22 protein-coding genes are annotated in these 19,161 nt (G+C 73.0%); 10 read left to right on the top strand and 12 right to left on the bottom strand.

The window, feature by feature from the left end; genetic code table 11:
• Positions 1-50 precede the first annotated feature (50 nt).
• Positions 51-539, bottom strand: a complete 489-nt coding sequence (locus BOQ63_RS25860) for a MarR family winged helix-turn-helix transcriptional regulator (protein WP_030284273.1) — start codon at positions 537-539, stop codon at positions 51-53.
• Between the two features lie 63 nt (positions 540-602).
• Entirely contained in the window at positions 603-1,886 is a 1,284-nt protein-coding gene (locus BOQ63_RS25855) for a glycosyltransferase family 39 protein (RefSeq protein WP_030284275.1), read from the bottom strand.
• A gap of 153 nt (positions 1,887-2,039) precedes the next feature.
• On the opposite strand from BOQ63_RS25855, the gene BOQ63_RS25850 reads away from it, so the two are divergent.
• Positions 2,040-2,627 (top strand): DUF4291 domain-containing protein, encoded by a 588-nt coding sequence (locus BOQ63_RS25850; RefSeq protein WP_072656356.1) that lies wholly within the window; start codon positions 2,040-2,042, stop codon positions 2,625-2,627.
• A 25-nt stretch (positions 2,628-2,652) separates the two neighbouring features.
• Here the strand turns inward: BOQ63_RS25850 and BOQ63_RS25845 are convergent, their stop codons facing one another.
• Both BOQ63_RS25845 and BOQ63_RS25840 read right to left on the bottom strand, forming a co-directional pair.
• Positions 2,653-4,323 (bottom strand): RICIN domain-containing protein, encoded by a 1,671-nt coding sequence (locus tag BOQ63_RS25845; RefSeq protein ID WP_223886044.1) that lies wholly within the window; start codon positions 4,321-4,323, stop codon positions 2,653-2,655.
• A 242-nt stretch (positions 4,324-4,565) separates the two neighbouring features.
• Entirely contained in the window at positions 4,566-4,805 is a 240-nt protein-coding gene (locus tag BOQ63_RS25840) for a chaplin (protein WP_030284281.1), read from the bottom strand.
• Between the two features lie 118 nt (positions 4,806-4,923).
• Between BOQ63_RS25840 and BOQ63_RS25835 the strand changes: the two genes are divergently transcribed.
• From BOQ63_RS25835 to BOQ63_RS25820, 4 genes are all read left to right on the top strand, one after another.
• Positions 4,924-5,142 carry a hypothetical protein gene (locus tag BOQ63_RS25835; RefSeq protein ID WP_141763766.1) on the top strand — a complete coding sequence of 73 codons (219 nt, stop codon included), beginning with the start codon at positions 4,924-4,926 and terminating at the stop codon, positions 5,140-5,142.
• A gap of 231 nt (positions 5,143-5,373) precedes the next feature.
• Positions 5,374-5,616 (top strand): chaplin, encoded by a 243-nt coding sequence (locus BOQ63_RS25830; RefSeq protein WP_030284283.1) that lies wholly within the window; start codon positions 5,374-5,376, stop codon positions 5,614-5,616.
• Between the two features lie 106 nt (positions 5,617-5,722).
• Positions 5,723-5,992, top strand: coding sequence for a chaplin (locus BOQ63_RS25825; RefSeq protein ID WP_030284285.1), 270 nt, complete (start codon positions 5,723-5,725; stop codon positions 5,990-5,992).
• A gap of 149 nt (positions 5,993-6,141) precedes the next feature.
• On the top strand, positions 6,142-6,522 hold the full coding sequence (locus tag BOQ63_RS25820) for a hypothetical protein (protein ID WP_046387201.1): 381 nt from the start codon (positions 6,142-6,144) through the stop codon (positions 6,520-6,522).
• 76 nt (positions 6,523-6,598) lie between these two features.
• On the opposite strand, the gene BOQ63_RS25815 is transcribed toward BOQ63_RS25820, so the two are convergent.
• Positions 6,599-7,318, bottom strand: coding sequence for a hypothetical protein (locus BOQ63_RS25815; RefSeq protein WP_030284288.1), 720 nt, complete (start codon positions 7,316-7,318; stop codon positions 6,599-6,601).
• Positions 7,319-7,643: 325 nt separating this feature from the next.
• Between BOQ63_RS25815 and BOQ63_RS25810 the strand changes: the two genes are divergently transcribed.
• From BOQ63_RS25810 to BOQ63_RS25800, 3 genes are all read left to right on the top strand, one after another.
• Positions 7,644-7,988 carry a hypothetical protein gene (locus tag BOQ63_RS25810; RefSeq protein WP_037829602.1) on the top strand — a complete coding sequence of 115 codons (345 nt, stop codon included), beginning with the start codon at positions 7,644-7,646 and terminating at the stop codon, positions 7,986-7,988.
• An 82-nt stretch (positions 7,989-8,070) separates the two neighbouring features.
• Entirely contained in the window at positions 8,071-8,415 is a 345-nt protein-coding gene (locus BOQ63_RS25805; protein WP_030551600.1) for a hypothetical protein, read from the top strand.
• A gap of 140 nt (positions 8,416-8,555) precedes the next feature.
• Positions 8,556-8,822: a hypothetical protein gene (locus BOQ63_RS25800; RefSeq protein ID WP_030284294.1), complete on the top strand. Its 267-nt coding sequence runs from the start codon at positions 8,556-8,558 to the stop codon at positions 8,820-8,822.
• Positions 8,823-8,877: 55 nt separating this feature from the next.
• Here the strand turns inward: BOQ63_RS25800 and hemB are convergent, their stop codons facing one another.
• The 7 genes from hemB to BOQ63_RS25765 form a co-directional block, all read right to left on the bottom strand.
• Positions 8,878-9,864, bottom strand: a complete 987-nt coding sequence (hemB, locus tag BOQ63_RS25795; protein ID WP_030284297.1) for a porphobilinogen synthase — start codon at positions 9,862-9,864, stop codon at positions 8,878-8,880.
• A 78-nt stretch (positions 9,865-9,942) separates the two neighbouring features.
• A complete protein-coding gene (locus tag BOQ63_RS25790) occupies positions 9,943-11,589 on the bottom strand; it encodes a bifunctional uroporphyrinogen-III C-methyltransferase/uroporphyrinogen-III synthase (RefSeq protein WP_030284299.1) in 1,647 nt (548 codons plus the stop codon).
• Positions 11,586-12,590 (bottom strand): hydroxymethylbilane synthase, encoded by a 1,005-nt coding sequence (gene hemC, locus BOQ63_RS25785; protein WP_030284301.1) that lies wholly within the window; start codon positions 12,588-12,590, stop codon positions 11,586-11,588. The genes BOQ63_RS25790 and hemC overlap by 4 nt, the downstream gene beginning before the upstream one ends.
• A 41-nt stretch (positions 12,591-12,631) precedes the next feature.
• On the bottom strand, positions 12,632-13,972 hold the full coding sequence (locus tag BOQ63_RS25780) for a glutamyl-tRNA reductase (protein WP_072655040.1): 1,341 nt from the start codon (positions 13,970-13,972) through the stop codon (positions 12,632-12,634).
• A 25-nt stretch (positions 13,973-13,997) separates the two neighbouring features.
• Entirely contained in the window at positions 13,998-14,900 is a 903-nt protein-coding gene (locus BOQ63_RS25775; protein ID WP_030284305.1) for a redox-sensing transcriptional repressor Rex, read from the bottom strand.
• Between the two features lie 101 nt (positions 14,901-15,001).
• Complete coding sequence (locus tag BOQ63_RS25770) at positions 15,002-15,748, bottom strand: 3'-5' exonuclease (RefSeq protein ID WP_046386054.1); 747 nt, start codon at positions 15,746-15,748, stop codon at positions 15,002-15,004.
• Between the two features lie 163 nt (positions 15,749-15,911).
• Positions 15,912-16,187, bottom strand: a complete 276-nt coding sequence (locus BOQ63_RS25765) for a glutaredoxin family protein (protein WP_030284308.1) — start codon at positions 16,185-16,187, stop codon at positions 15,912-15,914.
• Positions 16,188-16,588: 401 nt separating this feature from the next.
• Here BOQ63_RS25765 and BOQ63_RS25760 point away from each other — a divergent pair, with 401 nt between their 5' ends.
• Together BOQ63_RS25760 and BOQ63_RS25755 are read left to right on the top strand one after the other, a co-directional pair.
• Positions 16,589-17,626 carry an HAD family hydrolase gene (locus BOQ63_RS25760; protein ID WP_030284311.1) on the top strand — a complete coding sequence of 346 codons (1,038 nt, stop codon included), beginning with the start codon at positions 16,589-16,591 and terminating at the stop codon, positions 17,624-17,626.
• 571 nt (positions 17,627-18,197) lie between these two features.
• On the top strand, positions 18,198-19,019 hold the full coding sequence (locus tag BOQ63_RS25755; RefSeq protein ID WP_046386058.1) for an ECF subfamily RNA polymerase sigma factor, BldN family: 822 nt from the start codon (positions 18,198-18,200) through the stop codon (positions 19,017-19,019).
• Positions 19,020-19,161 lie beyond the last annotated feature (142 nt).

Raw genomic sequence — 19,161 nt, 5'->3', positions numbered from 1 at the left:
TTCGGGACTATCTATCTCGGGAGAATCCTGGACCGGGGTACGACGAGGCGTCAGCTCCGGGAACGGCGGGCCCGGCGGACGGAGCGTTCGCTCTCGACCGGCTCCGCCAGGTGCCCCTCCACCAGACGGGTCAGGGCGGAGACGAAGACCTCCCGCTCCGGCTGCGGCAGCGAATCCAGCAGCTCGCGGTGCACCCGGTCGGCGATCGCGGTGCCCTGCACGACGGCCCGCTCGCCGGCCTCGGTGACCGAGATGATCCGGGCCCGGCGGTCGGTGGCGGACGGGCGGCGCTCGGCCAGGCCCGCCTTCTCCAGCTCGTCGACGGTGACCACCATGGTGGTCTTGTCCAGGTCCGACAGCTCGGCCAGCTGGATCTGGGTGCGCTCGGCCTCCTGCGCGTGGAACAGCACGCAGTACGCGCGGGGGGTGATCCCGAGCTCGGTGAAGGCCGCCGCCATCCGGGTCGCCAGCACGTGGCTCGCGTGGTCCAGCAGGCCGGAGATGTCGCGGATCTGGCGCACGGGCGGGGTCGTCGTCATGCGTCCGAGGTTAGCAACGGCCCGTCTGCTGCCGGATGATCCCGTAGCCAACCAACACCGGGCCTACGGGATGCCCAACTCGAACAGCGCATAGCCCGCGTACCAGCCCGCCGCGATCACCGGCATCGCGAACATCCCGACCAGCGAGGAGGTCCGCACCCGGCGCAGCGCCACCGCCAGGCCGATGAACAGCGGGAAGGCCGGCAGCAGGTAGCGCGAGATGTTGCCGAAGATCTGGTTGCTGCTCAGCGCGGTGAAGACGGTCATCCCGGTGTACACCCACAGCACCAGCGGAGGGCGGGCCTGCCGCAGCAGCACCAGCAGGCCGGGCAGGGCGATCAGCAGCGCGATGGCGATCAGGTCCGGGACGGGGTTGGACTGCCAGAAGTCCCAGTGGCCGGTGATCACGTCCATGACCGTGCGCAGGGTGGAGGCGCCGAAGTCGAAGTAGCGGTTCCAGGCGCCGCGCTGGAGCTTGAAGTAGCCACCCCAGTCACCCATCCGCCAGCCGACCCAGGCGACGTAGCCGATCAGGCCCCACGGGGTGATCAGCATCGCGGTCAGCGGGCGGGCCACCCCGTCGGTGCGGCGGACCAGCGCGACCAGCGCGGCGATCGAGACCGCGGCGATCAGCGCGGCGGCGGTCGGCCGGTTGAGGCCCGCGACCAGGGCCAGCAGGCCCGCGGCGATCCAGCGGCGGGTCATCACGCAGTAGCAGGCCCACGCGGACAGCGCGACGAACAGCGAGTCCGAGTAGACCGCCCACTCCACGCCCGAGCCCGGGAACAGGCCCCAGATCACCGCGGCGATCACACCCGCCCGGAAGCCGGCGAGCCGCTCGGCGATCGCGAAGATCCCGGCCGCGGCGACCAGCGAGGCCAGCACCGAGACCACGATCCCGGAGCCGTACGGGCCGAGCCCGGTCACCACGCCGACCAGCCGCATCAGCCAGGGGTAGAGCGGGAAGAAGGCGGCGGAGTTCTCGTAGTAGGTGGCCAGCGGGAAGCCGTGCAGCGGGATCAGCTGCGGGTCGTACCCGTTCTCGGCGATCCGCTGGTACCAGATGCCGTCCCAGGTGCCCAGCACGTCCCAGGCGTGGGCGCCGCCGCCTCGGCCGACCTGCTTCTTCAGGTAGTCGCCGGTGTGCTCCAGCAGCACCAGAAAGACGGTCAGGCCGATCGCCTTGACCACCGCGTACGCGCCGAGCGCGGGCGCGAAGCGGTCCACCAGCACCCCGAACCGCCCGGGCACACGGCCCGTCCGCTCCTCGGGTCGCTCCGCCGACGGCGCCGGTTCGGTGGCGGACGGCTCGGTGCTGGACGACTCGGTGCTCGATGCCGTGCTCATCTGCTCTGGGTACTCCCCGCCCCGCTCATGGTGCGCGCGGCTCCGGCGCAACGACGTTCCAGAGAGCCTACGGCACGGCCCTGAGGGCCCGCCCTCCCCGCCCGGCCCGGAAAATCCGTGGCGCGGGACACCTGCGCCCGCGACGATGCGGCCATGCCGCTCCAGCCGCCGAAGCATCAGATCCGGGCGCTCCACACCGCCGACACGATCACCGTCTACCAGGCCTTCCCGCCCCGGATCGCCGAGCCGGCCGCGGCCGAGGGGCGGTTCCCGGAGGCGTTCCAGCGGGACCGGATGACGTGGATCAAGCCCTCGTTCCTCTGGATGATGCACCGCAGCGACTGGGGGCGGCGCGAGGGCCAGGAGCGGGTGCTCGCGCTGGAGATCAGCCGCGAGGGCTTCGACTGGGCGCTGGAACGGGCGGTGCTGAGCGCCTACACCCGGCGGGTCCACGAGTCGCAGGCGGCGTGGAAGCGGGAGCTGCGGCAGAGCCCGGTGCGGGTGCAGTGGGATCCGGAGCGCAGTGCGGACCTCGGGGCGCTGGAGTGGCGGGCGATCCAGGTCGGGCTGCGCGGCGGGGCGGTGCGGCGCTACGCGGACGAGTGGATCCGGCGGATCACGGACGTCACCGCGCTGGCCGACCGGATCCGGCGGGAGCGGGACCGGGCGCTGCTGCCGGTCGAGACGCCGTACCCGATGAGCGCGGCCGTCGCCGCCCGGTTGGGGGCGGCGACGGCCTGAGCCACGTCAGCCGTGGACGCGCGCGTCAGCTGTGGACGTAGACGATGCCGAGCTTGGTGAGCTGCCAGAGCTGGGCGGGGGCGCCGGTCTCGGTGGCGAGTTCGACGTAGGGGTTGCCCTTGGCGTCGAGATCGGCGCTGGTGGCCAGGACCTTGGTCGGGTCCGCCGAGTCGGCGATCTCGTAGTTGCCGTTGCCGGCCGGCTTGAACACCCAGTGCTGGTTGGCGCCGCCGTTGCAGCCCCACTGCTGGATCCGGGTGCCGGGGGCGGTGGCGGCCGCGTTGGCGTCCAGGCACATGCCGCGGTTGCCGCTGAAGTCCAGTTCGTAGCTGCCGCCGGACTTGGCCTCCAGGACGAAGGACTGGTTCAGTCCCCCGGCCGCCGGGTAGCCGATCGCGGCCCGGCCGTTGGTGGAGTCGCCGTAGGTGCCGCCGCCGGAGAGGTCGAGCGCGTTGCCGGTGGCCGCGTTGGTGAGCTGGTACCAGGAGCCGTCCTCGGGGACGTCGCCGAAGGGCTTGCCGGGAGTGAGCGGCTGGATCGAGGTGGTGTTCTGCTGGTTGAGCGTGCAGTACGCCTCGGCCTGGTCGGGCCTGGCGAAGAACTGGCCGAGGCAGACGCCCTCACCGCGGTAGCCGGCCACCCGCAGGTGGTACGACTGGCGGACCATGTTCATGCACAGCCCGGGGATGCCGATCTGCGAGTCGCAGCCGTTGCGCGCCCACTCGGAGAGGTTGATGACGTCCCCGTTGGAGTACTCGTACGGGGAGGTCGTCCACTCCGCGCACACCTCGTGCCCGAAGGCGACCCGCCGCTGGTCCAGGTACCGCACGCCGGGCACCTGTTCGGCCGCGCCGCGGAGCGCGTCGCTGAACGTCGGGACCACCCAGTTGTGGCCCCAGGCGAGGTCCTCGGGGAAGGCCGGGCAGCCGTCGGTGATCTTGCCGAGGTAGTCGTTGCGCCGGATGTCCGGGGTGATCGGGTTGAAGTACGACTGGTAGACCAGCTGGTACGAGGAGTCGGCGTAGCCCGCGCGGCGCATGGTCTGACGGATGTTCTGCAGGGCGGCGACGACCTTGGGCTGGACCCGCTGGGCCCGTTTGCGGATCTCGTCGCTGCCGATGGTGTCCCGGCAGCCCTGATCCTTGGGGATCGGGAAGTACTGCGCGAGGCAGTGCATCATGATGCCGCTGAAGTCGAAGTCGTCGTTGGCGCCGATCGTGACGACGACCATCTTGACGTCGTACTTGCTCGCCGTGTCGGCGAGTTTGACGTCCTGCTTGGGCTCGCCGAAGTCGCCGCTGCCCGAGCCGGTGATCTTGGCCAGCTCCGGGTCGCTGACCAGGTCACCGGTCTGGGCGCCGGAGCAGGCGAGGTCGATCGGGGTGACCCCGGGGATGCCGGTGACGAAGATCTCCGACTTGGGGTGCCGGTGGCAGTAGTTGGTGGGGGTGTCGGTCTCCGGGAAGTAGCCGTCGCCGGTGTCGGTGCCGGCGCCCTCCCCGGAGATGGCACTGTCGCCGAGGGCGACGATCGCGGCCGGGCGGGTGGCGGCCGGGGCCGGGGCGTTGTCGGCGAGGGCGGCGGGAGCACCGGCCAGGCCGAGGGTGGCGACGAGGACGCCGGTGGCGAGCAGTGCGGCGGACCGGGACGAGCCCGTCCGCGCTCGTCTCGCCGTGGACGTGCGGAACCTGATCACACGCGACTCCTTGCGGGGGCGGGGAACCGCCGGGCCGGGGGTGCCGGGCGGTGCGGAGCAAGAGCGGTGCAGAAAGGTGAGCAGGTCTCACATTCTAGGTACTGACAAGTAGTCCAACAAGGCTCGTGACATCACCCGCGCGCTGACGCGCCGACAGCGAGCGGACGCGGAAAAGCCGCCGCTCCGCGCCCCAGGAGGGAAGCGCGGAACGGCGGCTCTCACCGGCCGAACCGGGTGCGACCTCAGCCGTTGTTGAGGCAGTGGTTGCCGAACGCCGGATTCAGCAGGCCGACGACGTCGATGGTGTTCCCGCACAGGTTGACCGGGATGTGGATCGGCACCTGCACCTGGTTGCCCGAGATGACACCGGGGGAACCCGCAGCGACACCCTGGGCACCGGCGCTGGCCATCGCGGTGCCGGCACCGGCGGCCACGATGCCCACCACGGCCGCGCCAACGGCGGCGGTCTTCTTGACGCTCATGTGAGCCTCCTGACTGTTCAACAGAAATGCACGGGGAGTGCGACATCTAGAACGAGACCCGTCCGGACCGGTTGCGACGGCGCCTGCACTGTCACCCGTACGGACCAACGCCGCCCGGGTGACCGGCATTCGGGTGATCAGCGGACCGGACCGTTTCCCCCTGCGCGCTCCCTCGTTCTCCCTGACGAAGACGATCCAACCCGGCCCTAATCAGGAATCGAGTACCGCCCATGCGCAGCTCGCCCACGGCCTCGTCGGCACCGAGGCCCCCGGCAAGTCGGTCGACGTGGCGGGCCCCTCGGAATCCGGCGTTCGGCGACACCGCCTGAACGCCTGACCGGGAATTCCTGGTCGCGCCTCCACCCGAACCGTTCCCGGCCGTGCGGGAGCATTCGCGGGGCGCCGGAAAACGCGGCGGCTGCGTCGACGCCCGAGCCATGGGCGGAACACGCCGGTGTGCGCCGTCGGAGTGACATTCACGGAAATCCCTGCAGCCTTCGGGTGAGTATTCCTGCTCGCCCGACTCCCGACACCTCACTTCCGTCGGGCAGAAATCGGAGGAAGAATCATGCGCAACTTCAAGAAGGCCGCCGTCCTGTCACTGGCGACCACCGGCCTGGTGTTCGGTGCCGCCGGTGGCGCGTTCGCCAGCGCGGGCGCCGAGGGCGTGGCCGCCGGCTCCCCCGGTGTCATCTCCGGCAACCAGATCCAGGTGCCGATCCACATCCCGCTCAACGTCTGCGGCAACAGCATCGACGCCGTCGGCCTGCTGAACCCGGCGTTCGGCAACACCTGCGTCAACAACGGCTGAACCCGCGGTCGCCGCACCGGCGACAGCTGATTCACCCGAGCACGTGCCCCCCGTTGCGCCGGGGCCGGCACGCTCCACCCGTGTGTGATCGAGGAGATCAACCCCCATGCAGAACGTGAAGAAGGTCGCCGTCCTCTCCGCCGCCGCCGCCGGCCTGGTGCTGGGTGCGGCGGGCTCCGCCGCCGCGAGCGCGGGCGCCGAGGGCGTGGCCGCCGGCTCCCCCGGCGTCGTCTCCGGCAACCAGCTCCAGGTCCCGGTGCACGTCCCGATCAACCTGTGCGGCAACAGCATCAACGTCATCGGCGTGCTGAACCCGGCGTTCGGCAACACCTGCGCCAACGTGGAGATGCACCCGAAGCCCGCGGACGACTGCTGATCCCCGATCGGCACACGTTTCGGCCGTCCTGCCCCCCGACCAGTCGGCCGGGGGGCAGTTCGGCATCCCCGGACCGGACGTCCGCAGCCCCAGGGCCCGCCTCCCCGGTCCGGTCGGGCCGGGCCCCACTCCACCGAAGGGTGATCCGCATGGTTTCGAAGAAGGGCGGGGCCGGAGTGGCCGCCGCCGTGGGCGCGGTGGTGCTGCTCGGCGCCGGTACCGCGCAGGCCGCCACCACCTCGGGCCAGCAGCGTGCGGCGGGCCCGGCCTCGCTGGCGAAGACCGACGTCGGGCAGGCGCTGAACGGGACGACGACCGGGCTCGGCTACGGCGTCGCGCCGATCAAGAGCCTGCGCGTGGACCCGTGGGCCAACTCCTCGGCCGACGTGCTCAACAACGGCGCGACGATCCAGCCGGACCAGGGCCTGGCACCGGTCGGCACCGGCATGCTGACCGGACCGCTGAGCGCGGGCGGCGGCGTCAAGGACCTGCCGCTGGTCGGCGGGCTGACCGGCGTCCTGCCCGGCTGAGCGCCCGGACGCGCCGGAGCCCGGCTCCCCCGCCTCGTCGGCCAGGGGTGCCGGGCTCCGGCGCGTCCGGGGGGCCTCAGAGCCGGGTCAGGCCGGCCAGGGGCGCCAGGCCGCTGCCCTGCTGCACCAGACCGGCGGCCGTCCCGGTGGCCGCGTCGGTCGCGCTGGTCTGCTGCAGCACACCGGTCGCCGTCCCGGTGGTGGCGTCGGCCAGGTGGTTCACCGCCTCGGTGGCGGAGATCCGCTCCTGGTCGGCGCCGAGGCTCGCCGTGGCCCCGGGGACGGCCTGCACGGCGGCGGGCACCAGGCGCGGGTCCACCTCGTCCACCCGGAGCCGGCCGTCGGCGAGCTGGCCGGTGCCGTCCTGCACCAGCGCCGGCGGCTTGCCCACGTCCAGGCCGGGGGTCTTGGCCTGGAGCGGAGCAGCGGGGGCCTCCAGCAGCACCTCGCCGAGGTCGGCGCCCCGGTCGACCAGCGGGAGCGGCAGCTGGGCCCTGGCGCTCGGGCCGAGCTTGCCGGTGGGCAGCTGGGGCACCAGGTGGTTCGGGACCAGCCCGTTGTCGGTGGTCCGGCCGGGGACCGGCGGCATGACCAGCGAGGTCGGGATGCCGGCCGTGAGGTGGCCGCCCAGCGGGCCCAGCGGCACGTCCGCCGGGACCTGCTGGGTGGACAGCCTGTCCTCCAGGGCCCCGACCTGGTCGGGGCTCACCGAGGCGGCGGAAGCCGCTCCCTGGGAGGCGAGCACGCCCGCGCCGACCGCCAGCAGCATCGCGCCGGCCCGCTTGGAGAACTTCATGCTTTTCACCGTTCTGCCTGTCCGTACTGGGGCGTCCTGGAGGTCCAGTACCGGAGATCCATCGGGGAGGGCTGCGGGGCCGCAGCCGGAAAGCAATCTGCGCAACGAGTGACCATGAGTTCGGATTGCGGGCGTTACCCGATTCGGCCCAATAATCCGACCGGAAACCATTCCCGGACGCGCCTCCCGGACTCTTTTCAAAAATCCCCGTAACCTTCCGTGCCGTCATTCTTTGATCTGGACGTCAGTGACTGCAGACCGGGTCTGAGCGTTCGACGCGTTGCTACGCACGGAAACCGAAAGCATTTCAGAGAGGGATCTATCCATGATCCAGAAGTCCTTCGCCGCCGCCGGCCTGGCCGTCGCCGCGCTGGCCGGTGCCGCCGCGCCCGCCTCGGCCATCGGTAACGCGGACGGTGGTGCCGCCTCCATCGAGGGCAACGGCGGCACCAACTTCACCGGGACGGTCGGGAACAACAGCCCGAACTTCCACTTCCTGGACAACCCGAACGTCTGCCTGCCGGAGATCCACAACATCGCCGTCGCGGTGCTCGGCGTGGCCGTCCCGGTCGAGGTCCCGGTCGCCAACACCGGCGGCAAGCAGTACTGCACCGTCGGCCAGGGCACCCAGTCCACGGGCGACGGAGGCGTGTCCCACCTGATCGGCTGACGGCCCCACAGCCCTCCCCCGCACCGATCCCCCGAACCACCCCGAATCGCTCCCCGATTCACCCCTGAGAGGAAAACCGGAAATGATCAAGAAGACCCTCGCTGCCGCCGGCCTGGCCGCCGCCGCCATCGCGATGTCCGCCGGCTCGGCCTCCGCCATCGCCGACGCGGACGGCGCGGCCACCACCGTCCAGGGCAACGGCGGCACCAACCAGACCGGCACCCACGGCAACGGCAGCGCGAACTACCACGCCCTGGACAACCCGAACATCTGCGTGCCGGAGATCCACAACATCGCCGTCGCCGTCGCCGGCGTCGCGGTGCCGGTCGAGGTGCCGGTCCTGAACAACATGCCGAAGCAGTACTGCAACGTCGGCCAGAACACCCAGTCCACGGGTGACGGTGGCGTCTCGCACCTGATCGGCTGATCAAGGGGCGTGGCACGGACGGAGGGCCCGGGGAGGAAGGTCTCCCCGGGCCCTCCGGGCTTGACCGAGTCAGAGCACGAGTCAGAACACCAGTCAGAGGCCGAGCGCCCGCGGGGCGCTCCCACAGAGAGGGCAGATCCATGAAGAGCAAGCTGGCCAAGACCGCCCTGACCGCCGCCGCCGCGCTGGCGCTCGCGGGTGCCGCCACCCCGGCGTTCGCGCACGTCGGCCTGGAGGGCGGCGGCGGCATCGTCGCCTCCGCCGACCAGCCGTTCCTGGCGGGCGGCGGTGGCGGTGTCGCCCACACCTCCGACATCGTCGCCGGCGGTGGGGGCGGCGGCGCCGCCACCGCGACCGACCTGGTCGGCGGCGGCGAGGGCTTCGCCCACATCAAGGGCTGGAAGTAGCGAGAACCGGAAGGCCGGGCCCCCGCACTGGGCGGGGACCCGGCCTTCCGTGCGCCTACTGCTGCTTGAGCATCCGGGCGGCCTCGACCGCCCAGTAGGTGAGGATCTGCTCGGCACCGGCCCGGCGGATCGAGGTGAGCGTCTCCAGGATGGTGCGCTCCCGCTCGATCCAGCCGTTGGCGGCGGCCGCCTCCACCATCGAGTACTCGCCGGAGATCTGGTACGCGGCCACCGGCACCGGCGAGGCATCGGCGACCTGCCGCAGGACGTCCAGGTACAGCATGGCCGGCTTGACCATCACCAGGTCCGCGCCCTCGGCGAGGTCCAGCTCCAGCTCGCGCAGCGCCTCGCGGGCGTTCGCCGGGTCCTGCTGGTAGGTCTTGCGGTCGCCCTTGAGCGAGGAGTTGACGGCCTCGCGGAAGGGGCCGTACAGCGCGGAGGCGTACTTGGCCGTGTAGGCGAGGACGCTGACGTCCTGGTGCCCGGCCTCGTCCAGCGCCCGGCGGATGACGGCGATCTGGCCGTCCATCATCCCCGACGGGCCGACCACGTGGACGCCGGCCTCGGCCTGGACCACGGCCATCTCGGCGTAGCGCGCCAGGGTCGCGTCGTTGTCCACGCTGCCGTCCTCGGCCAGCACGCCGCAGTGCCCGTGGTCGGTGAACTCGTCCAGGCAGAGGTCGGACATGACCACCAGCCGGTCGCCGACCTCCGCGACCACGTCGCGGATGGCCTGCTGCAGGATCCCGTCCGGATTGGTGCCCTCGGAGCCGACGGCGTCCTTCACCTCGGGCAGGCCGAAGAGCATGATGCCGCCCACGCCCGCCTCGGCGGCCTCCACCGCGGCCTTCCGCAGGCTGTCCCGGGTGTGCTGGAGCACGCCCGGCATCGAGGTGATCGGCCTCGGCTCGGCGATGCCCTCGCTGACGAAGGCGGGCAGGATCAGCTCCGCCGGGTGCAGCCGGGTCTCGGCGACCAGCCGGCGCATCGCCGGGCTCTGGCGCAGACGGCGGGGGCGAACGTACGGGAATTCAGCGGACACGGCTTCTCTCTCCGAACGGTTGTGCAGTGCTGGGGGCGGCGAGGCGAACCGCCGCCCCCAGCACCATGGTTGGGGTCCTCAGCGGGCCTTGCGGCGGGATCCCGGACGGCGCTCGCTGGGCCGGTAGACCGGCTCGCCCGCGGCCGTCGCGGCGTCGCGGCGCTTGGCTCCGAAGTCTGCCAGCGCCTGGGCCAGCGCGGCCGCCGACGGCGCCGGGGCCATCACGTCGACCCGCAGGCCGTGCTCCTCGGCGGTCTTGGCGGTGGCCGGGCCGATGCAGGCGATGACCGTGACGTTGTGCGGCTTGCCGGCGATGCCGACCAGGTTCCGGACGGTCGAGGACGAGGTGAACAGCACCGCGTCGAAGCCGCCGCCCTTGATCGCCTCGCGGGTCTCGGCCGGCGGCGGCGAGGCGCGCACCGTCCGGTACGCCGTCACGTCGTCGACCTCCCAGCCGAGCTCGACCAGGCCGGCCACCAGGGTCTCGGTGGCGATGTCGGCGCGCGGCAGCAGGACCCGGTCGATCGGGTCGAAGACCGGGTCGTACGGCGGCCAGTCCTCCAGCAGCCCGGCCGCGGACTGCTCGCCGGAGGGCACCAGGTCCGGCTTCACACCGAAGTCCACCAGCGCCTGCGCGGTGGTCTCACCGACCGCCGCGACCTTGATCCCGGCGAACGCCCGGGCGTCCAGGCCGTACTCCTCGAACTTCTCCCGGACGGCACGCACCGCGTTCACCGAGGTGAAGGCGATCCACTCGTACCGGCCGGTGACCAGGCCCTTGATGGCCCGCTCCATCTGCTGCGGGGTGCGCGGCGGCTCGACCGCGATGGTCGGCACCTCCTGCGGCACCGCGCCGTACGAGCGCAGCTGCTCGGACAGGCCGTGGGCCTGCTCCTTGGTGCGCGGCACGAGGACGTTCCAGCCGAACAGCGGCTTGGTCTCGAACCACGAGTGCGAGGCCCGGTGGGCGACCTGCTCGCCCACCACGGCTATCACCGAGGTCGCCGGGTCCACCGGGGCGGACACCGGCGAGGGCAGCACCCGGGCGGCCTTGAGGTCGGCCGCGATGGTGGACAGCGTGGAGGTGAAGGTGCGCTGACGGGTGGTGGTGCCGGACAGGGTGGCGCTCAGCGCCGAGTCCGGCTTGCGGCCGTTGGAGACCAGCGCGTTCGCGGTGGCCGGCAGCTGGCCCAGGGTGGTGCGCACCACCAGGGTGGTCTCCGGCGCGCCCAGGTCGACCGGGGCACCGGACAGCAGCTGGGCGCCGTCCACGAAGCGCACGTCGGTGCCGGCCGCGCCGCGCAGCGGGACGCCCGCGTACGCCGGGACGCCGACCGACTGGGCGACGCCCGGGATCACCTCGAAGGGGATCCCGTCGCCCGCGCAGCTGAGCATCTCCTCGGCGGCGCAGCCGTCCAGGCCCGGATCGCCGTCGACGGTGCGGACCACGTGCTTGCCGGCCCGGACGGCCTCGGCGACCAGCTTGGCCAGGTCGAAGTCGCTGCCCTCGGCGACCGGGGAGTGCACCTGCACGCCGGCCGGGCAGTGGGTGCGCACGGCCGCGGCGGTCAGCGGGTCGGCGACCAGGACGTCGGCCGAGGACAGCACCTCGACCGCGCGCAGGGTCAGCAGGCCCGGGTCCCCCGGGCCCGCCCCCAGGAAGGTGCACCGTCCGGTGGGCTGGCCGGCCGGGAACAGGGCGTCGGTGGCGGCGGTGGGGCTCATCGGGCTCGCTCCCCCATCAGGGTGGCCGCGCCCGCGTCGAGCAGCCGGGCCGCGAGCGCGTGGCCGAGGGCCCGCGCCTGCTGCTCGGCGGTCTCGTCGAGGACGATCGGACCGTTGGCGGACATCTTCAGCAGGGCGGCGCCGTCGGGGTCTCCGACCACACCGTCCAGCTGCAGTTCGTTCTCCGGGCTCCAGGTGGCCAGTGCGGCCACCGGAGCCGAGCAGCCGGCCTCCAGGGTGGCCAGCAGGGCGCGTTCGGCGGCCACGGCGACCCGGGTGGGGGCGTGGTCCAGCGCGGCGAGCGCGGCGGTCAGATCGGCGTCGGCGGTGGCGCACTCGATCGCGAGCGCGCCCTGGCCGGGGGCCGGGATCATCAGCTCGGGGTCGAGGTGCTGCGAGATCTCGGCGCCGCGGCCCAGCCGGTTGAGGCCGGCCGTGGCCAGCACCACGGCGTCCAGCTCGCCACCGGTCACGTAGCCGATCCGGGTGTCCACGTTGCCGCGGATCGCGACGGTCTCCAGCTGGGCCCCGCGGGCCCGGGCCCAGGCGTTCAGCTGGGCCATCCGGCGCGGCGAGCCGGTGCCGATCCGGGCCGCGCGGCCGGCGCCGGCCAGCTTCTCGACGAGCTCGTCCAGGGTCAGGCCCTCGGCCGCGACCAGGGCGTCCCGGGCGTCCTCGCGCTCGGGGACGGCCGCCAGCGCCAGGCCCTCGGGCGCGGCGGTCGGCAGGTCCTTGAGCGAGTGCACGGCGAAGTCGATCCGGCCCTCCAGCAGGGCGTCCCGCAGCGCGGAGACGAACACGCCGGTGCCGCCGATCTGTGCGAGGGCCTCCCGGGAGGTGTCTCCGTAGGTGGTGATCTCGACCAGCTCGACGGGGCGGCCGGTGAGCCTGGTCACCTCGCGGGCGACCATGCCCGACTGGGCCATGGCGAGCGCGCTGCGCCGGGTGCCGAGCCGCAGGGCGGCGGCCGGAGCCTGCTCGGTGAGCGGTTGACCATTCATGAGGTGATCGTCCCGGTGGTACTCGTGGGATGGCTGACGGTTCATCTGACGCCCCCGCCCGGGGGCTGGGGCCGGCCGCCGACGGGCGTGCCCGACACGGCGTGCACGGCCGCCGGGTCGAGGTCGAACAGCTCACGCAGGGCGTCCGCGTAGGAGGCTCCGCCGGGCTCGGCGGCCAGCTGCTTCACCCGGACGGTCGGGGCGTGCAGCAGTTTGTCGACGACGCGCCGGACGGTCTGGGCGATCTCCGCGCGGGAGCGCTCGTCGAGGTCGGGCAGCCGGGAGTCCAGCCGGCCCAGTTCGGCGGCGACCACGTCGGAGGCCATCGCCCGCAGCGCGACCACGGTCGGCGCGATCCGGGCGGCCCGCTGGGCGGCGCCGAAGGCGGTGACCTCGTCGGCGACGATCCGGGTGACCTCGTCGACGTCGCCGGCGCCGGGGCTGGCGGCGTGCGCGTGGGAGAGGCTCTCCAGGTCGACCAGCAGGGCGCCGTCGAGCTCGTGCACGGCGTGGTCGACGTCGCGCGGCATGGCGAGGTCGAGCAGGGCGAGCGGGGTGTCGGCCGTACGTGTGGCGACCGCGGCGGCCACGTCCTCGGCCCGGACCACCACGCCGGCCGCGCCGGTGCAGGAGATCACCAGGTCGACGTCGGCCAGCGCCTCCGGCACCTTGGCGAGGTCCAGGGTGCGGGCCGCGTCCGGGCCGAGGATCTCCACCAGGCGCTCGGCGCGGGCCGGCGTCCGGTTGGCGATCAGCAGGTCGGTGACGCCGGAGCGGACCAGGGTGGCGGCGGCCAGCGAGCTCATCGAGCCTGCTCCGACCACCAGTGCGCGCTTGCCGGCGATCTCGCCCGCGCCCGCCGCGACCTGCTCCAGGCCGAAGGTGACCAGCGACTGGCCGGCCTTGTCGATGCCGGTCTCGCTGTGCGCCCGCTTGCCGACCCGCAGGGCCTGCTGGAACAGCTCGTTCAGGCCGCGCCCGGCGGTGTGCTCGTCCTGCGCCTTGGCCAGCGCGTCGCGCAGCTGGCCGAGGATCTGGCCCTCGCCGACGACCATCGAGTCCAGGCCGCAGGCCACCGAGAACAGGTGGTGGACGGCGCGGTCCTCGTAGTGGACGTACAGGTGGGAGGTCAGCTCCTCCAGGTCCACACCGCTGTGGTGGGCCAGCAGCAGCGACAGTTCGGCGACGCCGGCGTGGAACTTGTCCACGTCCGCGTACAGCTCGATCCGGTTGCAGGTGTTGAGCAGGGCGGCTTCGGCGACGGTCGAGGAGGCGGCCGCGTCGTGCAGCAGCCGGGTCGGGACCTCACCGGTCAGCGCGGCGCGCTCCAGAACGCCGACCGGTGCCGTCCGGTGGCTCAGTCCGACGACGAGAAGACTCATGCCCGCCCCCCACAGCTCTCGGTGTTCATGCGGGCATCACCGCGGACAGCTCGCCCTCGCCGCCCTTGGCGGTCTTGCCCTTGCCGGCCTGCTCGGCCTGGTCCTTGGCCACCGGCTCGGCGACGACGCGGCCCTTGCCGTTGCCGCCGGCCGCCCGGCGCAGCTTGGCCGCGGCCGCCCGGACCGGGCCGGGGGCGCGGTCCAGCACGGACTCGGTGCGGTCGGGCTCCTCCCCGGCCTTGCGCTGCTCGTGGAAGGCGAGGATCTGCAGCTCGATGGAGAGGTCCACCTTGCGCACGTCCACGCCGTCCGGAACGGTCAGCACGGTCGGGGCGAAGTTCAGGATGCTCGTGACGCCGGCCTCGACCAGCCGGTCGCAGACCTGCTGGGCGGCGCCGGGCGGGGTGGTGATCACACCGATCGAGACGTGCTGGCTCTCGACGATCGACTCCAGCTCGTCCATGTGGCGCACCGGCAGCCCGGCCGCGGTGGAACCGACCACGTTCGGGTCGGCGTCCAACAGGGCGGCGACCCGGAAGCCGCGGGAGGCGAAACCGCCGTAGTTGGCGAGGGCGTGGCCGAGGTTCCCGATGCCGACGATGACGACCGGCCAGTCCTGGGTCAGGCCGAGCTCGCGGGAGATCTGGTAGACGAGGTACTCGACGTCGTAGCCGACGCCGCGGGTGCCGTAGGAGCCGAGGTAGGAGAAGTCCTTGCGGAGCTTGGCCGAGTTCACGCCGGCCGCGGCGGCCAGCTCCTCGGAGGAGACGGTCGGCACCGAGCGCTCGGAGAGTGCGGTGAGGGCCCGCAGGTAGAGGGGGAGCCGGGCGACGGTCGCCTCCGGGATGCCCCGGGCACGCGAGGGTCGGCGCGCGGCGCCCTGGTCAGGCGTCTGCGAACTGCTCTGTGGTGATCGGCCGATTGCCACGGTGCTCCTGTGGGTGAAGCTGGGCTTTGGCAGCCAGGCTAAGCGTTTGTGAACGTGTGCACAAAGATGGTGTCCGATTTGTCCCCACACAGTGATGCGCATCACGCCGTCGAACACATAGCACCGGCCTGCGTCAGGACGAGCTCCGGGGCCGCGGAACCCGGCAGCCAGGGGCCGTACGGCGCCTCCCGGCGCAGCAGCGGGACGGGGCCCCCGGACGGGCGGGAACGGGCCCGGCCCAGCCTCGGCCAGGGAACCCGGGCGGCCTCGCGCAGCGGGCCGGCCCAGTCGTCCGGCGGACAGGACGGCTCGCCCACGCAGTGCCGCAGCAGCTCGGCGGTCACCCGGGCGTCGCCGAGCGCGGTGTGCGCCGGGTACCAGCCCAGGCCGGCCGCCTCCGCGCAGGCCGCCAGCCCGTAGCCGCGGACCTCCGGCAGGTGGGCACGGGCCAGCCGCATCGTGCACAGCACCGGGACAGGGGGCAGCGGCACCCCGATCCGGGCGAACTCGCGGTCCAGGAAGGCGTGGTCGCAGCTGACGTGATGGCCGACCAGCACCCGGCCCGCCAGCAGCTCCAGCAGTCGCGGGGCGATCTCCCGGAACCGCGGGGCGCCCTCGACGTCCGCCTGGCGGATCCGGTGCACATGGGTCGGACCGACCGGGCCCAGCGGATCCAGCAGGGTGGCGAACTCCCCCTCGGGGCGGAGCCGCTCGTTCAGCAGCACCACCGCCACCTCGACCACCCGGTGCCGCCACGGGCTGCGGCCGGTCGCCTCGACGTCCACCACGGCGAAGCCCCGGCCACCGGGCAGGGCTTCGGACGTCGCGGGGGTCGGGCGGGGAAGCATGGCGGCACTCCTCGTGTGCTCAGCCCCCCACGGGCGCAAACGCGTTCGATCGTAAGCCGACCCAGGCGCCCCGCCCCAAGCCGGAACGGAGTGTCTTTGGCAACGATTCGGCGAACCGCCCCCGCCGGTCGGCGGGGGCGGTGACACTCGGACGAACGGTTCCTCAGGCGCCCAGGGCCTTGCGCAGCCGGCTCTCGTCGACCCGCCAGAAGTCGTGCTGGCGGCCGTCGACCAGGGTGACCGGGATCTGCTCCCAGTAGCGGCGGTACAGCTCCTCGTCCTGGGTGATGTCCTTCTCCTCGAAGGCCGCGCCCAGCTCCGCCGTCACCCGGACGATCACCTCCCGCGCCTCGTCGCACAGGTGGCAGCCGGGCTTGGCGACCAGGGTCACGGTACGGTCCGCCGGCTCGGGGCTCTTACGTCGCAGCAGAGGGCTCACCCCGGCATTGTGCGCCACTGTGACTCGCCCGCTCGCCTCCGGGGCGCTCCCGACCCGGCGCCGACACTCGTCGCTCCGGCGCTCGTCCCTCACTTGTCACTCCTCCCTCTCGGCACCGGCGCACCCCTTCGGCCCGGGGCGGGGACTCGCCCGCTCGCCTCCGGGCAATTTCCGGGGCGGCGCCGACACTCGTCGCTCCGGCGCTCGTCCCTCACTTGTCACTCCTCCCTCTCGGCACCGGCGCACCCCTTCGACTCGGGGCGGGGACTCGCCCCCTCGCCTCCGGGGCAACTTCCGGGGCAGGCCGGGACGCGGCGCCCAGGGCCGGGCGGGGGACTGTTCACCGCACGGGCACTGCTCCGTCACGGCCGCTCCCCGCCCGGCTGGATATGCTCGATGACATGGCCGTGCTCCGAAGGCTCACCCAGGCGAGGCGCTCCACCACCGAGCGGAGCGCCCTGGCGGGCGAGGCCGCCGCCGCGGCCGCCGAGGCCGCGCTGCGCGCCGAACCGCTGGCCCCCCTCACGACGGACGCCCCCGGGGCGGGCGCCACCGGGCCCGGGACGGCGACCGCGGCGGGCACCGCGACCGAGGCCCTCGCCACCGGCAAGCCCGGGAAGGCTCCCAAGGCGCCGACCGAGAACCACACCCCCGACCGGGACGACCCGCGCGCCGCCGCCTTCTTCGACTGCGACAACACCATCCTGCGCGGCGCGGCGATCTTCTACCTCGGCGTCGGCCTCTACCGCCACGGCTTCCTCACCCGCCGCGACATCGCCCGCTTCGCCTGGCAGCAGGCCATGTTCCGGCTGCACGGCACCGAGGACCCGGACCACATCTCGGACGCCCGCAACACCGCCCTCGGCATCGTCGCCGGAAAGCGCACCGCAGACCTGGAGGCGATCTGCGAGGAGGTCTTCGAGCAGGTCGTCGCCGACAAGATCTGGCCCGGCACCCGCGCGCTGGTCCAGATGCACCTGGACGCGGGCCAGCGGGTCTGGCTGGTGACCGCCGCCCCACTGGAGGTCGCCCGGATCATCGCCCGGCGGCTCGGCATGACCGGCGCGCTCGGCACCGTCGCCGAGGCCCGGGACGGCCACTACACCGGACGGCTGGTCGGCGACCTGCTGCACGGCCCGGCCAAGGCCGCCGCGGTGCGCGCGCTGGCCCGGCGGGAGCGGCTGGACCTCGACCGCTGCGCCGCGTACAGCGACTCGGCCAACGACATCCCGATGCTCTCGCTGGTCGGCCACCCGTACGTGGTGAACCCGGACGGCGCGCTGCGGCGGCACGCCCGGGCGCAGGGCTGGCGGGTGCGCGACTTCCGGACCGGGCGCAAGGCGGCCCGGGTGGGGCTGCCGGCGGCGGCCGCGCTCGGAGTGGCGGCCGGCGCGACGGCCGCCGCGGTGGCGTTGCGGCGCCGTCGCGTCCGCGGCTGAGCCACGCCCGAACCGGGGCCGGAGCCGGTTCCACTCCCGCGCGGGGAACCGTTTCTGCCCCTCCCCCGCGCGGGTGATGAGGTGTCAATCGGCGGCCTGACCTGGCCCCTCGTACGAGCGAACTCCCTGTTCGCAGAAGGCCGTCCGAGCCGGTTGCACGAACTTGTTCCCCGGCGACCGGTTCTGATCGTTCGCCAAGCCGGGAAAGTCGGGGGTTGCCGGGCTTCAAGGCTGGGAAACCGCCCCCAGCACCGCCGAATTGGTCACCCTGGGCGCCCGAACGGTCACGTTGAGCCGGATGAACGATGACATCTCCGGTCAGTGTCAGCCGAATATGCACAACCAATGGATCCCAAACGACCACTTCGACCACACGGTGTAGCTGTCATTGCACAAAGCGTTATTCTCTCCTGGATGCACGTCACCCATGCATCCCCGCTCGAACGGGTGCCATGGGGAGTGCTCTCCGCGCAGGCGGAGGTGATCCGTCCACAGTTCTGCCTCTGGGAGTCCCGTGTACCCACCCGTCCGGAACGACGCGCCTGCACCCTCCCGCCCGTCGTCCGCGCCCCTGCGCCCCCGCACCGGCCTCGGCGGCCGGCCGACCGCCGAGCGGCAGATCTCCACCGGCCTGGACCTGCTGCGCACCCTGCTCCGCAGCCAGCTCGCCGCCTCGCCCCAACTCGTGCCCGCCGGTGTGCCGTTCGGCCACCAGCACGGCCCCGGCCTGGCGCTGCGCACCACCGCCGCCGGCTCCACCGGCACCGGCTCGCGCGGCCGCACCGGAACCACCGGCATCGGCCGCAGCCGCGCCCGCACCGCGCCGAGCCCCGGCTTCGAGACCGAGCACAACCCGATCATGGAGCTGGTCGAGCGGGCCCAGGCGGGCGAGAGCGAGGCCTTCGGCCGGCTCTACGACCACTACGCGGACACCGTCTACCGCTACATCTACTACCGGGTCGGCAGCCGGGCCACCGCCGAGGACCTCACCAGCGAGACCTTCCTGCGCGCGCTGCGCCGGATCGGCACCTTCACCTGGCAGGGACGGGACTTCGGCGCCTGGCTGGTCACCATCGCCCGCAACCTGGTCGCCGACCACTTCAAGTCCAGCCGGTTCCGGCTGGAGGTCACCACCGGCGAGATGCTCGACTCCAACGAGTGCGAGCGCAGCCCGGAGGAGTCGGTGCTGGAGTCGCTCTCCAACGCCGCCCTGCTGGACGCGGTGCGCCGGCTCAACCCGCAGCAGCAGGAGTGCGTGACGCTGCGCTTCCTGCAGGGGCTCTCGGTGGCCGAGACGGCCCGGATCATGGGAAAGAACGAGGGCGCCATCAAGACCCTCCAGTACCGCGCCGTCCGCACCCTGGCCCGGCTCCTCCCGCCCGACGCCCGGTGAGGCGGCGGTGACCGAGGGGGTGGCAGGGCCCGGACGGGCCCTGGTCCGGCGACGGCCCGGAGGTCCGTCACCGCTCGTACCCGACCGACACGTCCGGGTGAACGGTCGGTCCGATGATCAGCCGTGCGTAACCGACCGCCCG

The sequence above is a fragment of the Streptomyces viridifaciens genome (genome assembly GCF_001888885.2).
Classification (GTDB): Bacteria; Actinomycetota; Actinomycetes; order Streptomycetales; family Streptomycetaceae; genus Kitasatospora; species Kitasatospora aureofaciens.
The sequence above is the reverse complement of the archived record's forward strand: the minus strand, read 5'-3'. Positions and strand labels throughout refer to the sequence as shown.

Coding starts and splice junctions, on each gene's coding strand:
- BOQ63_RS25760 (WP_030284311.1), top strand. CDS start 16,589: ATGGCCGTGCTCCGAAGGCTCACCCAGGCGAGGCGCTCCACCACCGAG.
- BOQ63_RS25805 (WP_030551600.1), top strand. CDS start 8,071: ATGATCAAGAAGACCCTCGCTGCCGCCGGCCTGGCCGCCGCCGCCATC.
- BOQ63_RS25800 (WP_030284294.1), top strand. CDS start 8,556: ATGAAGAGCAAGCTGGCCAAGACCGCCCTGACCGCCGCCGCCGCGCTG.
- BOQ63_RS25820 (WP_046387201.1), top strand. CDS start 6,142: ATGGTTTCGAAGAAGGGCGGGGCCGGAGTGGCCGCCGCCGTGGGCGCG.
- BOQ63_RS25825 (WP_030284285.1), top strand. CDS start 5,723: ATGCAGAACGTGAAGAAGGTCGCCGTCCTCTCCGCCGCCGCCGCCGGC.
- BOQ63_RS25780 (WP_072655040.1), bottom strand. CDS start 13,972: ATGAGTCTTCTCGTCGTCGGACTGAGCCACCGGACGGCACCGGTCGGC.
- BOQ63_RS25770 (WP_046386054.1), bottom strand. CDS start 15,748: ATGCTTCCCCGCCCGACCCCCGCGACGTCCGAAGCCCTGCCCGGTGGC.
- BOQ63_RS25850 (WP_072656356.1), top strand. CDS start 2,040: ATGCCGCTCCAGCCGCCGAAGCATCAGATCCGGGCGCTCCACACCGCC.
- BOQ63_RS25815 (WP_030284288.1), bottom strand. CDS start 7,318: ATGAAGTTCTCCAAGCGGGCCGGCGCGATGCTGCTGGCGGTCGGCGCG.
- BOQ63_RS25830 (WP_030284283.1), top strand. CDS start 5,374: ATGCGCAACTTCAAGAAGGCCGCCGTCCTGTCACTGGCGACCACCGGC.
- BOQ63_RS25855 (WP_030284275.1), bottom strand. CDS start 1,886: ATGAGCACGGCATCGAGCACCGAGTCGTCCAGCACCGAGCCGTCCGCC.
- BOQ63_RS25810 (WP_037829602.1), top strand. CDS start 7,644: ATGATCCAGAAGTCCTTCGCCGCCGCCGGCCTGGCCGTCGCCGCGCTG.
- BOQ63_RS25790 (WP_030284299.1), bottom strand. CDS start 11,589: ATGAGCCCCACCGCCGCCACCGACGCCCTGTTCCCGGCCGGCCAGCCC.
- BOQ63_RS25860 (WP_030284273.1), bottom strand. CDS start 539: ATGACGACGACCCCGCCCGTGCGCCAGATCCGCGACATCTCCGGCCTG.
- BOQ63_RS25840 (WP_030284281.1), bottom strand. CDS start 4,805: ATGAGCGTCAAGAAGACCGCCGCCGTTGGCGCGGCCGTGGTGGGCATC.
- hemC (WP_030284301.1), bottom strand. CDS start 12,590: ATGAATGGTCAACCGCTCACCGAGCAGGCTCCGGCCGCCGCCCTGCGG.